Here is a 14,418-nt window from a genome sequence, read left to right on the forward strand (position 1 = left end):
TTGGCGGGACGCTGAGCCGCATGGATGCGGCGATGCAGCCTCCATGGATGGATTCACCGCGTGTCCCGCAGACCCACCCCGCCCGGACCTACCCCAGAAAGCAGCTTCAGCAGACCGCCCCCCGCGAGGGGGTTTCACCCGTTCGCCAACCCACTCACCACTTGAACAGCACCAGGCTCAAGGCCAGGGTCATCATGCCAGCCACCAGGCCGTAGACCGTTTCGTGACCCTTGGCGTAGCGCTTGGCCGCCGGCAGCAGCTCGTCCAGCGCCAGGAACACCATCACGCCGGCGATCAGCCCGAACACCCAGCCGAAGGTGGCGTGGTTCAGCGACCCGGACAGCAGGAAATAGCCGATCGCCGCACCGATCGGCTCGGCCAGGCCAGACAGCAGGCTGGCCGCGAAGGCGTAGAACTTGTTCTGCGTGGCGAAGTACACCGGCACCGCGATGGCGATGCCTTCGGGGATGTTGTGGATGGCGATGGCGAAGGCCAGCGGCATGCCCACCGAGGGACTCTCCAGCGTGGCGAAGAACGTCGCCAGGCCTTCCGGGAAGTTGTGTGCGGTGATCGCCACGGCGGTCAGCAGGCCGACCCGCTTGATGTAGGCCTTGTTGTCGGCGCGGAAGCTTGGATCCTTGGCGTCCAGGCTTTCGTGCGGGTTGGGGATCAGGTGGTCGATGCCCATGATCACCAGGATGCCCAGCAGGAAGGCGAGGGTGCCATAGGTGAAGCCTAGGCGCGGATCGTAGGCTTGGGTGAACGAGTCGATCGACTTGTTGAGGATCTCCGACAGCGACACATAGACCATCGCACCGCCAGCGAAGGCCAGGCCGAAGGCCAGCAGGCGCGGGTTGGGGCGCTTGGCGAAGAACACCATCAGGCTGCCCAGCGCGGTCGCCAGGCCAGCGGCCAGGGTGACCGCCATGGCGATCCAGACGTTTTCAGTAGAAATCTGCAGCATCTGCCAGCGCGATCCTTCAGGTAGCGATCGCCCCGCTCAGGCGGGGCGTTGGGGAGGGAAGGCGGGCGCAGGCTGGCCTTGGTGGGTAAAGCAGGAATCAGCCGCCGCGGCGCAGGCGTTCTTCCACCGCGAAGCACTCATCCGGGCGCGGCTGTGGCGGGTTGAAGCTCACCGGCACCTGGATCGTGGCGGGAATCTTCTGGCCATTGCGGCTGGCGGCATTGAACTGCCAGCCCTGCACGGCCGTGCGCGCCTGTTCGTCCAGTTGTGGGTTGCCGCTGCTGGTCAGCTGGGTCACGTCGGTGGACTTGCCTTCCACCCCGACCACCACCTTCAGCGTGGTGGTGCCGCCCACGCCGCTGCAGGCCAGTTCGATCGGGTACTGCGGCGGCGGGGTCTTCACCGCGGCGACTTCGGTGGGCGGGGTGGCCGCTGCGGCCGGGGTCGCGGGCTGGCCGGAACCACCGCAGGCGGTCAACAGCGTGGCGACCAGGGGCAGGGTCAACAAGCGCAGGGTCATGGCAGTCACTCCGTCAGGGCCGATGCTTTGGCAGCGCAGATGAAATCGTTCTCGCTCAGCCCGCCCACGTCGTGGGTGGAAAAGCGCACCACGGCGCGGTCGTAATGCACCCCCAGGTCCGGGTGGTGGTCCTCGCCATGGGCGATGAAGGCCAGCGCATTGACGAAGGCGAGGGTGTGGTAATAGTCCTTGAAGCGGAAGGTGCGCTGCAGCGCCTGGCCGTTTTCGACCAGCTCCCAGCCGGGTACCTGCGGCAGCAGCTCGGCCAGCCGGGCCTGCCCCAGGCGGTGCTCGTTGCCCCGGCGGGGGATGCAATGGGCCTGTACCAGCGGGACCAGATCGTTCATGGAATGCTCTACCTCTGAAATCGTTGACTGAACATTGCGCGGTCCAGTGTATAAACCGAATGATCGCGTAACAGGTACTTCGTTAGAATAGCGCCATGATCCAGATCTCCGACACCGCCCAGACCCATTTCCGCAAGTTGATCGAACGCGAAGGCGTGCCCGGCATGGGCGTGCGCGTGTCCGCGGTCGACGCCGGCACCCCCCGCGCCGACGCCCGCCTTGAGTTCGCCGAACCGGCCGACCTGCTCGGCGACGAGTGGGCGGTGGACTGCGATGGCTTCACCTTGTACGTGGCTTCGGACAGCGTCGGTTGGCTGGACGGCGCCGAGATCGACATCGTCACCGGCAATGCCGGAGGCCAGCAGCTGACCATCAAGGCACCGCGCATCAAGGGTGAAGCACCCGGAGACGCGGCCTCGCTGGTGGAGCGCGTGCATTGGGTTGTCGAAAACGAAGTCAATCCGCAGCTTGCCTCGCATGGCGGCAAGGTCGCGGTGCAGGAAGTGTCTGCCGACGGCGTGGTGCTGCTGCGCTTCGGCGGCGGCTGCCAGGGCTGCGGCATGGCCGATGTCACGTTGAAGCAGGGAATCGAGAAAACGCTGATGGGCCGGGTTCCGGGCATCACGGCCGTGCGCGATGCCACCGACCACGATAGTGGGCAGGCGCCGTACATGCCGCGCGGCAACGTCGCCTGACGCCCGCTGCGTGCCGTCATCCCGGGCTGCACAGTGGATCGAGGCCCTGCTGGCACGCCAGCAGGAGCCGCCCATTCTCGAAAAGAAGACCGGCCTGCCCTATGGGTGGGCCATCTGGCTGCGCGCGCGTCCGCCGCTGCCGCGGCCCCAGCATGCGCGTGAGGTAGTCGCCGTGCTGCTGCCGCGGCCGTTGCCGGCCGCCGGTGGGCGCCTGCCTGGACTGACGATGTGGCAGGCGGTGCGCCGCCTGGGGTGGCAGCAGTGGGACCCGGCGCCGCGCGACCAGCGCTGGATGCGCTGGACCTCCGCCGTCGCCAGCCTGCTGCTGCACGTGCTGTTCGCCGTCCTGCTGCTGTGGGTGGCGTTGGTGCGTTCTTCGCAGCCGGATACCCAGGGCGGAGAAGGCGAGCGGGTGCAGGTCGAGTTCATCGGCCAGGGCGCGCAGGAAGGTGGCGGCGACCAGCCGGGCAGCGATGCGGCGGCGGCTGAGGTCGGCGCAGCGGCAGCCGCGGCGCCGGCCGAACCTGCCGCCGCCCCATCCGAAGCACAGGACAGCGCGCCGACAGCATCGACCGCCGCGGCGCAGCCTGCACCGGTTGAAGCCGCTGCGGCGCCGCCGAGCGCATCCGAACCGCCGCCTGCCGAACCGGCGCCACCGGCAACGGCGCCGCCACTGCCGACACCGCCGATACAGGCCACCGAGGTCGCCGAGGCGACCACCGATTTCGTGGTGCCGCCGGTCAGTGTGCCGCGCACCGAAGTCACCGATGTCCCACGCCAGGCGGCGCCGTCGGTCCGCGAACGCGAGGTGCAGATCGTGCAGGTCCCGGCCGTGGTCACGCCGCGTCCGGTAACGCCCGTGCGTACTCGCACGCCACAGGAAACCACGGTGCAGGTGCGTGAGCGCGAGGTCGCCCTGGCCGTGGAGGCACCGACCCCGCTGCGGATACCGCAGGCCGAGGTAGCGGTGCAGGTAACGCCGCGGGATCCAACCGCCGTGCGTGAGCGCGAAGTGGCCACCGTGACCGCCCCTGCCGTCAGCGTGCCGACCCTGCCGGGGCGCGAACCGGTGCTGCGCACGCGTCCCAGCAGTGAACCGACAGTGCGCGAACGTGCCGTCGCCCCTGCCAGCGCGGCCGCCAGTGCACCCGCACGCGCGCCGACCACCGCCGCTGCGCAGGCGTCTTCTTCGTCATCTTCGACTGCGCCTGCCACCGCACCTGCGGCCACCGCGACCGCGTCGCGCGCGCCCGGCCAGGCCGGTGCGCAGGCGCGGCCGACGCCCGGCAACTGGGCCACGCCGGCGCGTGGCGATGACTGGGGTGCGTCCAACCGGGATCGTCCCGGCAGCAGTGCGGGAGCGCAGGCCAACCGCGATGCCGGGCAGGGCACCGGTGTCTTCAACGCCGACGGCAGCGTGCGCGTTCCTGGCCAGGATGGCGCCGGCACGGCCGATCGCGGCGCCCCCGGCGGCGACAACGATGGGTGGACCCGCGACCGCATAGCGCAGTCCGGCACCTGGCTCAAACGGCCGCCGTATGACTACACCCCGACCTCGTTCGACAAGTACTGGGTGCCCAATGAATCACTGTTGGCCGAATGGGTCCGGCGTGGCGTGCAGTCGGTGGAAATCCCGCTGCCCGGTACCAGCACGAAGATCTCCTGCGTGATCTCGGTGCTGCAGTTCGGTGGCGGCTGCGGCCTCAACGATCCTAACATGCAGGACCAGCCGGCCATCGCGCGTCCGCCGCCGGATATCCCGTTCAAGAAAGAGCTGCAGGAAGACAACGGCAGCATCCGCTGACGCCTGCCGCGCGGCGCGCGCCGTGCGGCAACTCAGCTCTCGCTGGACAGGAACGCCCACATCGGCACGTCCTGCGCGGCCCAGTACTGGCTGGCCTCGTCGAGGATGTCCAGCAGGGTGTCGAAGCTGCCGATGTCCTGCGCACGCAGCGCATCGATGCGATCCAGGAACAGCGCATGCCCGCCATCGGCACGCAGCCACGACAGGTCGCGCAGGTTGTCCGACAGCGCGTCCCAGTTGCCGCCGGAACCGGTCGGGAAATCCAGCTGCGCGGCGAGCCGGGCCAGCAGGGTGCGCTTGTCCGCGACCCCTTCCAGGTCGACCCGGCGCACCTGCAGGCCGGCATCGCGCATCGCCGCGGCGAGTGCGGCTTCGTCGCCTTCGCCGATCGCATACACGCCGGCATTGTTGAGGTCGTGCAGGCCGAGGCCAAAGGCATCGTGGGTCATGGCGCGGTCCCTTCTGCAGGTACGTTGAAGCTGCGGAAGCTTTCGTAATGATCGCTGGTGTAATACCAGGCATCGGGTGGCTGACCGCCGGTGATGATGCGGCGTGCACCCCGATTGCCGGCGCCCGGCGTTTCCACGGTGTACTCGCGGTAATAGCCGCGCTCGCGTTGCGGCAGCCGCTGTTCGCGGTTGCCGAACACGCTGCCGTCCTGGCGGTGCGGGAACGGTCCGCCACGCTGGATCAGGGTGATCGTGTGGCGTGCTTCGGCGGGCAGGAAACCGGGCAGTTCGCCGTCACCGGCGATGGCAGCCGGCCGCGCCACGCTTGCCGGCGCGCCGGACAGGCTGGGCGCGAACTGTGGCTTGGCCGGGCGCTGCAGGAAATGATTGCCCAGCAGCCCGAGCAGCAGCAGGGCGATGGCGGTGATCAACAGCCGGGGATTGCGCATGGCGAAGGGCAGGCGTGGGGACGGCGCCCACTGTAGCGCCGCGGGCCTGCATCGTGCATGAGGGCCGCTGCTGTCGCACGACGGTCACCTGCAGGACGAAGTTTCCTTTACATCCCTCTTGGTAATCTTCACGCCAGTCCCCATCATTTACTGCGCACCACCTGGCGCCTGCCAGGTCCCCAAGCTACGAGGAGATGCACCATGGCCTACACCTTGCCCAAGCTGTCCTACGCCTATGAAGCCCTGGAGCCGCATATCGACGCGGCCACCATGGAGATCCACCACACCAAGCACCACCAGACCTACATCAACAACGTCAACGCAGCGCTGGAAGGCACCGAATATGCCGACCTGCCGGTGGAAGAGCTGGTCAAGAAGCTGAAGTCGCTGCCGGAAAACCTGCAGGGCCCGGTGCGCAACAACGGTGGCGGCCATGCCAACCATTCGCTGTTCTGGACGGTGATGGCGCCCAATGCCGGCGGCAACCCGGTGGGTGACGTGGCCAAGAAGATCGACAGCGATCTCGGCGGTTTCGACAAGTTCAAGGATGCCTTCACCAAGGCTGCGCTGACCCGCTTCGGCAGCGGCTGGGCCTGGCTGAGCGTTACCCCGGACAACAAGGTCGTGGTGGAAAGCACCGGCAACCAGGACAGCCCGCTGATGGAAGGCAACACGCCGATCCTCGGCCTGGACGTCTGGGAGCATGCCTACTACCTGAAGTATCAGAACCGTCGCCCGGAATACATCGGCGCGTTCTTCAACGTGATCGACTGGAATGAAGTCGAGCGTCGTTACCAGGAAGCGGTTGCCTGATCGCAACAGCGCCACGGTAAACAGCAGAAAGGCCGCGCCCTCAAGCGCGGCCTTTTTCTGTTGCACGACCGCCGGCGTCGGCTCAGCCGGCCGGCGCCTGCAGACGCAGCACCGCCATGACGCCCAGTGGCAGCACCGGCATATCGCCTTCGACCGGCAGTTCGATGCGCTGCTGGCGCTTGCCGCTGAAGGATTTGACCTGGAACAGCACATCCAGCCCGTGGCTGTCGATGTTGCCGTTGCCCGCGCCCGGCTTCTCGACCTTGGCCGACGGATTGCGCCGTGCTGGCTGGAAACCGGGCATGCCACGCACAACGTCGCTGCTGCTGGCGGCAAAGTCACCCGCCACCAGGCTGGGGTGGCCATCGGACGTAGCGGCGATCCAGGTCATCAGGTCATTGGCCTGGTGCTGGCGACTGGCCGCGGTATCCGGCTCGGGGCGCAACCGCGCCACGTAGATGTTGACCTGGCCCTCGCCGACCGCAACGCGCATCATGCCCGCCGCACTGTAGCGGCCGGGCGGGTGCAGCAGGGTGACGCCGTCTTCTTCCACGCGCAGCCGGCTGAGCATCGCGCTGCCGTGGCGCTGGGCCTGGCTGGGCGGATCGGCGGTGATGAAATCGCAGCTGTAGCGCAGGCGGCTGGCCAGCCAGCACGCTGGATTGCGCCTGCCCTCCTGCAACACCTGCTGGACGGTGATCACGTCCGGTTGCAGCGTAGCCAGCAGCTGGGCGATGGCTTCGCGACGATGTTCCCAGGCCGGATCCTCCTGCGCGGGGAGCTGCAGGCTGGCCACGCTCAGTTCGGCCAGCGGCGTTGCCGCCGCCGGCTGTGCACGGACCACCAGAGGAGCCAGCAACAGGCCAACGCACAGCAACAAGGGGAAAGGGGGGGCGCGCATAACGATAAGTTTACGCTTGCGCCGTGCAGGCGTCGTGACCCCGTTGCGTCCCTGCAATGCTTTCCGGGCGCTGTCATGCAGCCGTGCAGCGTGCGCTGGGGGCCTGCCTTCCGGTAACCTTGGCGCTTTCGTGTCCGCAGGAAAGCCTTACAGGATGAGCCATAACGCAGTCGCCCCCGCCGGCAAGGGATCCATGCCGCGCCAGATCCCGTACATCATCGGCAATGAGGCCTGCGAGCGCTTCAGTTTCTACGGCATGCGCAACATCCTGGTGCAGTTCCTGATCACCTCGCTGCTGCTGCAGGAGATCACCGCCGAAGGCCGTGCCGGTGAAGCCAAGGACATCATGCACAGCTTCATGATCGGCGTGTATTTCTTCCCGCTGCTCGGTGGCTGGCTGGCCGACAGATTCTTCGGCAAGTATCACACCATCCTGTGGTTCAGCCTGATCTACTGCGTCGGCCACCTGTGCCTTGCTTTGTTCGAAGGCAGCCGCGGCGGCTTCTTCTTCGGCCTTGGCCTGATCGCGCTGGGTGCCGGTGGGATCAAGCCGCTGGTCGCTTCGTTCATGGGCGACCAGTTCGACCAGGGCAACAAGCACCTGGCCAAGCTGGTCTTCGACGCCTTCTACTGGATCATCAACTTCGGCTCGCTGTTCGCCTCGCTGCTGATCCCGCTGGTGCTGAAGAACTGGGGACCGCAGTGGGCCTTCGGCATCCCGGGCATCCTGATGTTCATCGCGACCTTCGTGTTCTGGCTGGGACGAAAGCGCTACGTGCTGACCCCGCTGCCGCCGAAGGACCCGCATTCGTTCGCCAACGTGGTGCGTACGGCGCTGACCGCGCGCGTGGAAGGGCGCGGCCGTCCTGGCCTGGTGCTGGCCGTGGCCGGCGTGGTGCTGGCGATCGCTTCGTTCGGGCTGGTCGGCACGCTGGGTATCGTGATCTGCCTGTGCCTGGCGCTGGTGTCGATCCTGGCCGGTATCGGCGGAGGTACCTGGATGCAGCTGGAGCGCGCCCGTGCAGTGCACCCGGACGAAGCCGTCGAAGGCGTGCGCTCGGTGCTGCGCGTGCTGGTCATCTTCGCGCTGACCACGCCGTTCTTCTCGCTGTTCGACCAGAAAGCCTCCACCTGGGTGCTGCAGGGCCAGCAGATGCAGATGCCGAGCTGGTTCACCGCCTCGCAGATGCAGGCCCTGAACCCGCTGCTGGTGATGATCCTGATCCCGTTCAACAACCTGGTGCTGTACCCGGCGCTGCGCCGGTTCGGCTTCGAACCCACCGCGCTGCGCCGCATGACCGCCGGCATCGCCTTCAGCGGCCTGGCGTGGATCGTGGTCGGTGGCATCCAGGTGGTGATGGATGGCGGCAACGCGATGTCGATCTTCTGGCAGATGCTGCCGTACGCGCTGCTGACCTTCGGTGAGGTACTGGTCTCGGCGACCGGTCTGGAGTTCGCCTACAGCCAGGCGCCGCAGGCGATGAAGGGCGTGGTGATGAGCTTCTGGAACCTGACCACCACCATCGGCAACCTGTGGGTGCTGCTGTCCAACGCCGCGGTGCGCAACGATACGGTGACCCACCAGATCGCCAGTACTGGATTGAGCGAAGCGGCATTCCTGATGTTCTTCTTCGCCGGCTTCGCGTTCGTCGCCGCACTGGCCTTCGGCTGGTATGCGCGCCGTTACCGCATGGTCGACAACTACCGCGCCGCCTGAGCCTGACATGACGCCTGTAAACCTCCTGCTGATCGCCATCACCGCCATCGTTTCCTACCTGGCGTTCAACAACCGCAAGCTGGCCGACCGGCTGATCCTGTGGCCACCGGCGGTGGATCGCCACCGCCAGTACGACCGGCTGGTGACCTACGGCTTCATCCACGCCGACTGGCCGCACCTGATCTTCAACATGATCACGCTGTTCTTCTTCGGCGGGCAGATCGAAACGGTGATGGTGCAGCTGTCCGGAGCAGCTACCTGACCTATCCGGCGTTCTATCTCGGTGCGCTGGTGGTGTCCATCCTGCCCAGCTACATCAAGAACCAGAAGAACCCCAACTACCTCAGCCTGGGCGCATCGGGCGCGGTGTCGGCGGTGCTGTTCGCCTTCATCCTGCTCAGCCCGTGGACGATCATCCTGGTGTTCTTCATCCCGGCGCCGGCCATCCTGTACGCGGTGTTCTACGTGGGCTACAGCATCTGGATGGACAAGAAGGGCGGGGACCGCATCAACCACAGCGCCCACCTGGCCGGCGCGGCGTTCGGCGTGCTGTTCCTGCTGGCGATGAACCCGGGCATCTTCAACCATTTCCTGCGCGAGCTGTCCAACCCGCGCTTCGGCCTGGGCGGCTGAGGGCGCGGGCCGCGACCGGCGGTGGCTAGCGCGCCCGCGGGGTGCCGCTGTCCACGCCGTAGGTATCCAGCAGGCGGGTGAAGACTTCTTCGCCGATCTGCTGGAACTGCGTCTGGTCCGTATGGCCCTCCACGGCAAGCTGCAGCAGGCCTTCCAGCAGCGCGTCATCGCTGGCGGTGGCACCGGTGGGCGGAGCAGGGGGGTGTCGCATCGGAACCTCCTGGGAACGGGATGGGCGGACCCGGCGGGGCCTTCCAGTGCGCCCCGTCGACAGCAGTATCGGCCGCTGCCGGTCCTCCTTTAGCGCCCCATGCCTCCGGGGCAGGGAGCGCTTGCCCCTGTTCAGGCTTCACACGATCATGGCGGCAGGCTGCGCACCATCGGTGGTGCTGCCCCAGGAGATCGGTCCCATGGCTTCGGTCACGCCCCCCGGATTGGCTTACGAGGTCACCCATGACCTGGCTGCGCACCGCTTCACTGCACGGGTGCAAGGTCATCTGGCGCTGCTGGAGTACCAGCTCAAGCGCCGCCGCATGGTGATCACCCACACCGAGGTGCCCGACGCCATCGGCGGGCGCGGCATCGCCGGGGAACTGACCCGCGTGGCGCTGCGCTGGGCCCGCGACAACAAATACAAAGTGGTGCCCGCGTGCGCTTACGCGGAGGCGTTCTTTGAGCGCCACGAAGAATTTCATGACCTGTTGGCCTGATCGGCCCACAGGGTTCGTTCCAGCAAGGAAACCGATACATGTCGCTGCAAGTCCAGGGGAAATCGATGAAGTCGTTGCGCCGTAAACTGCCCGCCGCCGCCGTGCTGGGCGTGGCCATCGCGGCCGTGCTGCTGGCCGGTTGTGGACGCCGGGACGGCGATGATGCGGGTAACCAGCCCGCCGTTGCCGACACCGCCGGCCCGCTGCCGGCACCGGTGGCCGAGGCGCCGGCCGATGCGGCGGTGGCGCTGGCCGACGTGATCGAGACCACTCCGCAGGCGGTGGTCGGTATCAGTTACGCGGCCGGGCTGGACCAGTACCAGGGGCTGGCCAAGGCGCTGCAGGACTACGCTGCCATCGCGCGCGGCGAACTGCAGCAGGCCATTGATGGGCTGGGCAACGACAAGCCGACGATGCCGTACGAGTTGTCGCTGGCTTTCGAGAAGCAGCTGGAGACGCCGGAGCTGGTGGTGGTGCGCGCCGAAGGCAGCCGCTACACCGGCGGCGCCCATGGCGAGCCGCTGGTCGCACGTTTCGTCTGGCTGCCCGGACCGCAGCAGATGCTGACCGCCGATCACCTGGTGCCCGACGCCAAGGGCTGGAAAACGATCAGCGACTACGTGGCCGACCAGCTGCGCGAGCGCGTGGCGACCCGCCTGAGCAGCGAGGACATGGAGCCGGGCGAGCTGCAGGAATCGCTGCGCAGCGCCTCGCGGATGATCAACGAAGGCACCGGCGCCAGGCCGGACAACTTCCGCCAGTTCGAGCCGATGACCGACGCCGCCGGCAAGGTCACCGGGCTGCGTTTCGTGTTCCCGCCCTACCAGGTCGGCCCTTACTCCGAAGGCACCCAGACCGCCGACGTACCGGCGTCGGTGCTGGTGCCGCACGTGGCGCCGGAGTATGCCGGGCTGTTCGCCCACGGCTGATCGCGGAGGCGCTCGATGGACGCGGCGCTGCAGGTCCGGCTCACCGCGTTGCTGCACGAAGCCGGCGTCACCGTTGGCGGTGTCCGGCCGCAGGATATCCAGGTCCACGACCCGCGCTTCCATGCGCGGGTCCTGGCAGGTGGGTCGCTGGCGCTGGGCGAGAGTTACATGGACGGCTGGTGGGACGCCAACCAGCTGGATGTGTTCCTGCTGCACCTGCTGCAGGCGCACCTGGACGAGCGCGTGCACGGCTGGCGGGAACTGGCCGATGCGGTCCGCGCGCGTCTGGTCAACGCGCAGTCCGGCCAGCGCAGTTTCGAGGTCGGGCGCCGTCACTACGACCTCGGCAACGACCTGTACGCGGCGATGCTGGGGCGGCGGCTGGTGTACAGCTGCGGCTACTGGCGGCAGGCCGCGGACCTGGACGCCGCGCAGGAGGCCAAGCTGGACCTGGTGTGCCGCAAGCTTGCGCTGCGGCCCGGCCAGCGCGTGCTGGACATCGGCTGCGGCTGGGGCGAGGCGCTGAAGTTGGCGTGCGAGCGCTACGGGGTCAGCGGCGTCGGGGTCACCATCTCCGAAGAGCAGGCCGCCTATGCACGCGAGCGCTGCGCGGGCCTGCCGGTGGAGATCCGGCTGCAGGATTACCGCGCGCTGGATGAGCGCTTCGACGCGGTGTTCTCCATCGGCATGTTCGAGCACGTGGGCGAGCGCAATTACCGGCACTTCTTCGACGTGGCGCGGCGTTGCCTGGCAGCGGACGGGCTGTTGCTGCTGCATACCATCGGGCGCAATGTCAGCGGCCACCGTACCGATCCGTGGATCGCCCGCTACATTTTCCCCAACTCGATGCTGCCCTCGGCGGTGCAGGTCACGCGCGCGTTCGAGGGCCGCTTCGTGCTCGAAGACTGGCATGGCTTCGGCACCGACTACGACCTGACCCTGCAGGCCTGGCGGCGCAACGTGGAAGCGGCCTGGCCGCAGCTGGATCCGCAGCGATACGACGAACGCTTCAAGCGCATGTGGCGCTTCTACCTGGCCGGTTCGATGGCCGCGTTCCGCTGCCGGCATGCCCAGTTGTGGCAACTGGTGCTGTCCCCGGAAGGGGTGCCCGGCGGGTACGTGGCACCGCGCTGAGGCGCGCCATGAAAAAAGGCCGCCCGGTTTCCCGGGCGACCTTCCAGGCCACGCTGTTACCGATGCTGCTTAGTTGCCTGCACCGGTCAGGCCACGCTTCTCCAGCAGCGGCTCGATCTGCGGCTCGTGGCCGGCGAAATCGCGGAACAGCTGCATCGCATCGACGCTGCCGCCACGCGACAACAGGGTTTTGCGGAAGTGGTCGCCGTTCTTGCGGCTCAGGCCGCCGTTCTCGTTGAACCACTTCTGGGTGTTGGCGTCGAGCACTTCCGACCAGATGTAGGCGTAGTAACCGGCCGAGTAGCCGCCCATGATGTGGCTGAAGTACGGGGTCTTGTAACGCGGGGGCACCGGCGCGTAGAAGATGCCGTCCTTGGCCAGTGCATCGGCTTCGAACTTCATCACGTCGGCGGCGGCCGGAACCTGGCCGGCGCTGATCTGGTGCCAGCGCTGGTCGAGCATCGCCGCGCCCAGGTATTCGGTGGTGGCAAAGCCCTGGTTGAACTTGGCGGCGGCGACCACCTTGTCCAGCAGCGCCTGCGGCATTGCCGAACCGTTCTGGTAGTGCTTGGCGTAGTTCTTCAGGATGACCGGGTTGTCGGCCCACATTTCATTGACCTGCGAGGGGAACTCGACGAAGTCGCGCGGCACCGAGGTGCCGGAGAAATACGGGTACTTCACGTTGGAGAACATGCCATGCAGCGCGTGGCCGAACTCGTGGAAGGTGGTGGTCACTTCATCCCAGGTCAGCAGGGTCGGCTTGCCGGCCGGCGGCTTGGGGATGTTGAGGTGGTTGGCCACCACCGGCTTGAAGCCGGACAGTTCGGACTGCGAAACGTAGGAGTTCATCCACGCACCGCCGCGCTTGGACGCGCGTGCATACGGGTCGAAGATGAAGATCGCCAGCTGGCTGCCGTCGGCATCGAACACGTCGTACACGGTGACGTCGTCGTGGTAGACCGGCAGGTCGGTGCGCTGCTTGAAGGTCAGGCCGAATTCGAGTTCGGCGGCATGGAACACGCCGTCTTCCAGCACCGTCTTCATTTCGAAGTACGGCTTGAGCTGGGACTCGTCGAAGTTGTACTTGGCCTGGCGCACCTTCTCGCTGTAGAACGCCCAGTCCCACGCTTCCAGCTTGAAGGTCGGCTTGCCGGCGGCCTTCTGTTCCTGGTCGATCATCGCCTGCAGGTCGGCGGCTTCGCGCTTGGCGTTGGCCACCGCGGCCGGAGCCAGCTGGCCGAGCATCGCGTTGACCGCTTCGGGGGTCTTGGCGGTCTGGTTGGTCAGGTTGTAGGCGGCGAAGTTGGGGAAGCCCATCAGCTTGGCCTTGTCGGCGCGCAGCTGCATGATGCGCGCCACCAGCGCGGTGTTGTCGAACTCACCGCCGCGGCTGCCACGGGTGGTGGACGCTTCATGGATCTTCTGGCGCAGCGCACGGTTGGCCAGGTTGGTCAGCGGCGGCTGGCCGGTGGTGTTGAGCAGGGTGATCACGTACTTGCCGTCCAGGCCACGCGCCTTGGCCGCTTCGGCGGCGGCGGAGATCTGCTCTTGCGACAGGCCGTCCAGCTCCTTGACGTCGTCCACGGTGAGCGCGGAGGCGTTCACCTCGGACTGCACGTTCTGGCTGAACTTGGTGCCCAGGTTGGCCAGCTCGGCGTTCATTTCCTTGAGCTTGGTCTTGTCCGCCTCGGACAGCTTGGCGCCGGCGCGGACGTAGTTCTCGTAGTACTTCTCGACCAGGCGCACGCCTTCGGCGTCCAGGCCCAGCTTGGCGCGGTCGTCATACAGGGCCTGGATGCGGGCGAACAGCTTGCCGTTCAGTGCGATCGCATCGCCATGGGCGGCAAAGCGCGCCGAATAGTCGGCCTGCAGCTTCTTGCGGGTGTCATTGGTATCGGCACCGACCAGCGCGAAGAACACGGTGGTGGCGCGGTCCAGCGTCTCGCCGCTCTTCTCCAGCGCGATCAGGGTGTTTTCGAAGGTCGGCTTGGCCTTGTTGTTGGCGATGGCCTCCACTTCCTTCAGCTGCTGCGCCATGCCGGCGTCGAAGGCCGGGGCGAAATCGCTGTCGGTGATCTTGTCGAACTGCGGGTAGTGCAGCGGCAGCGGGCTGTCGGCGAAGAACGGGTTGGCCTGCTGCGCGGCGGTGCTGGCAGCCGGGGTGGCGGCGCCGGCGGAATAGGCGGGCAGGGCAAGGCCGAGGGTCATGGCCACGGCAAGGGCAAGGCGGGTGGTCAAGGCAAGGTACTCCACTAAGACAAGTCCCCGAGGGTAACCCGGCCCCGGACGGGTGGGCTTGTGTCGAAAGGCATGGGCGTTCAGGCTGCTGGCTTGTTCCCTGCAGCGGCCGGCC

15 protein-coding genes and 1 pseudogene are annotated in these 14,418 nt (G+C 67.1%); 8 read left to right on the top strand and 8 right to left on the bottom strand.

Annotated features, from left to right (window positions below):
- Window positions 1-154: 154 nt before the first annotated feature.
- The 3 genes from zupT to QE373_RS07130 all read right to left on the bottom strand — a co-directional run bounded on the left by zupT (window position 155) and on the right by QE373_RS07130 (window position 1,831).
- The gene (zupT, locus tag QE373_RS07120) at window positions 155-964 is read right to left on the bottom strand and encodes a zinc transporter ZupT (RefSeq protein ID WP_309685041.1); all 810 of its coding nucleotides are present in this window, start codon (window positions 962-964) and stop codon (window positions 155-157) included.
- 97 nt (window positions 965-1,061) lie between these two features.
- Window positions 1,062-1,484, bottom strand: coding sequence for an energy transducer TonB (locus tag QE373_RS07125; RefSeq protein ID WP_309685043.1), 423 nt, complete (start codon window positions 1,482-1,484; stop codon window positions 1,062-1,064).
- Between the two features lie 5 nt (window positions 1,485-1,489).
- Complete coding sequence (locus QE373_RS07130) at window positions 1,490-1,831, bottom strand: 4a-hydroxytetrahydrobiopterin dehydratase (RefSeq protein WP_057687181.1); 342 nt, start codon at window positions 1,829-1,831, stop codon at window positions 1,490-1,492.
- 95 nt (window positions 1,832-1,926) lie between these two features.
- On the opposite strand from QE373_RS07130, the gene QE373_RS07135 reads away from it, so the two are divergent.
- Together QE373_RS07135 and QE373_RS07140 are read left to right on the top strand one after the other, a co-directional pair.
- On the top strand, window positions 1,927-2,526 hold the full coding sequence (locus tag QE373_RS07135) for an NfuA family Fe-S biogenesis protein (protein WP_057687180.1): 600 nt from the start codon (window positions 1,927-1,929) through the stop codon (window positions 2,524-2,526).
- Window positions 2,527-2,536: 10 nt separating this feature from the next.
- Window positions 2,537-4,330 (top strand): hypothetical protein, encoded by a 1,794-nt coding sequence (locus QE373_RS07140; protein WP_309685046.1) that lies wholly within the window; start codon window positions 2,537-2,539, stop codon window positions 4,328-4,330.
- Between the two features lie 32 nt (window positions 4,331-4,362).
- Here the strand turns inward: QE373_RS07140 and QE373_RS07145 are convergent, their stop codons facing one another.
- Together QE373_RS07145 and QE373_RS07150 are read right to left on the bottom strand one after the other, a co-directional pair.
- Window positions 4,363-4,779 carry a barstar family protein gene (locus QE373_RS07145; RefSeq protein ID WP_309685047.1) on the bottom strand — a complete coding sequence of 139 codons (417 nt, stop codon included), beginning with the start codon at window positions 4,777-4,779 and terminating at the stop codon, window positions 4,363-4,365.
- Window positions 4,776-5,228, bottom strand: coding sequence for a ribonuclease domain-containing protein (locus tag QE373_RS07150; protein WP_309685048.1), 453 nt, complete (start codon window positions 5,226-5,228; stop codon window positions 4,776-4,778). The genes QE373_RS07145 and QE373_RS07150 overlap by 4 nt, the downstream gene beginning before the upstream one ends.
- A gap of 201 nt (window positions 5,229-5,429) precedes the next feature.
- Between QE373_RS07150 and QE373_RS07155 the strand changes: the two genes are divergently transcribed.
- Window positions 5,430-6,041, top strand: a complete 612-nt coding sequence (locus QE373_RS07155) for a superoxide dismutase (RefSeq protein ID WP_309685050.1) — start codon at window positions 5,430-5,432, stop codon at window positions 6,039-6,041.
- An 82-nt stretch (window positions 6,042-6,123) separates the two neighbouring features.
- Here the strand turns inward: QE373_RS07155 and QE373_RS07160 are convergent, their stop codons facing one another.
- A complete protein-coding gene (locus tag QE373_RS07160) occupies window positions 6,124-6,942 on the bottom strand; it encodes an endonuclease/exonuclease/phosphatase family protein (protein WP_309685052.1) in 819 nt (272 codons plus the stop codon).
- A 154-nt stretch (window positions 6,943-7,096) separates the two neighbouring features.
- Between QE373_RS07160 and QE373_RS07165 the strand changes: the two genes are divergently transcribed.
- Window positions 7,097-8,659, top strand: coding sequence for an oligopeptide:H+ symporter (locus tag QE373_RS07165; protein WP_057687174.1), 1,563 nt, complete (start codon window positions 7,097-7,099; stop codon window positions 8,657-8,659).
- A 7-nt stretch (window positions 8,660-8,666) separates the two neighbouring features.
- Window positions 8,667-9,292, top strand: a pseudogene (locus tag QE373_RS07170) (rhomboid family intramembrane serine protease).
- A 25-nt stretch (window positions 9,293-9,317) separates the two neighbouring features.
- Here QE373_RS07170 and QE373_RS07175 read toward each other — a convergent pair.
- On the bottom strand, window positions 9,318-9,503 hold the full coding sequence (locus QE373_RS07175; RefSeq protein ID WP_309685054.1) for a hypothetical protein: 186 nt from the start codon (window positions 9,501-9,503) through the stop codon (window positions 9,318-9,320).
- Between the two features lie 199 nt (window positions 9,504-9,702).
- Here QE373_RS07175 and QE373_RS07180 point away from each other — a divergent pair, with 199 nt between their 5' ends.
- The 3 genes from QE373_RS07180 to cfa are packed head-to-tail and all read left to right on the top strand — an operon-like array spanning window position 9,703 to window position 12,065.
- The gene (locus QE373_RS07180) at window positions 9,703-10,002 is read left to right on the top strand and encodes a GNAT family N-acetyltransferase (RefSeq protein ID WP_057687186.1); all 300 of its coding nucleotides are present in this window, start codon (window positions 9,703-9,705) and stop codon (window positions 10,000-10,002) included.
- Window positions 10,003-10,040: 38 nt separating this feature from the next.
- A complete protein-coding gene (locus tag QE373_RS07185; RefSeq protein ID WP_309685055.1) occupies window positions 10,041-10,931 on the top strand; it encodes a DUF3298 domain-containing protein in 891 nt (296 codons plus the stop codon).
- Between the two features lie 15 nt (window positions 10,932-10,946).
- On the top strand, window positions 10,947-12,065 hold the full coding sequence (gene cfa / locus QE373_RS07190; RefSeq protein WP_309685057.1) for a cyclopropane fatty acyl phospholipid synthase: 1,119 nt from the start codon (window positions 10,947-10,949) through the stop codon (window positions 12,063-12,065).
- 69 nt (window positions 12,066-12,134) lie between these two features.
- Here the strand turns inward: cfa and QE373_RS07195 are convergent, their stop codons facing one another.
- The gene (locus QE373_RS07195) at window positions 12,135-14,303 is read right to left on the bottom strand and encodes a M3 family metallopeptidase (RefSeq protein WP_309685059.1); all 2,169 of its coding nucleotides are present in this window, start codon (window positions 14,301-14,303) and stop codon (window positions 12,135-12,137) included.
- Window positions 14,304-14,418 lie beyond the last annotated feature (115 nt).

Source organism: Stenotrophomonas sp. SORGH_AS_0321 (assembly GCF_031453215.1).
Lineage (GTDB): Bacteria > Pseudomonadota > Gammaproteobacteria > Xanthomonadales > Xanthomonadaceae > Stenotrophomonas > Stenotrophomonas chelatiphaga.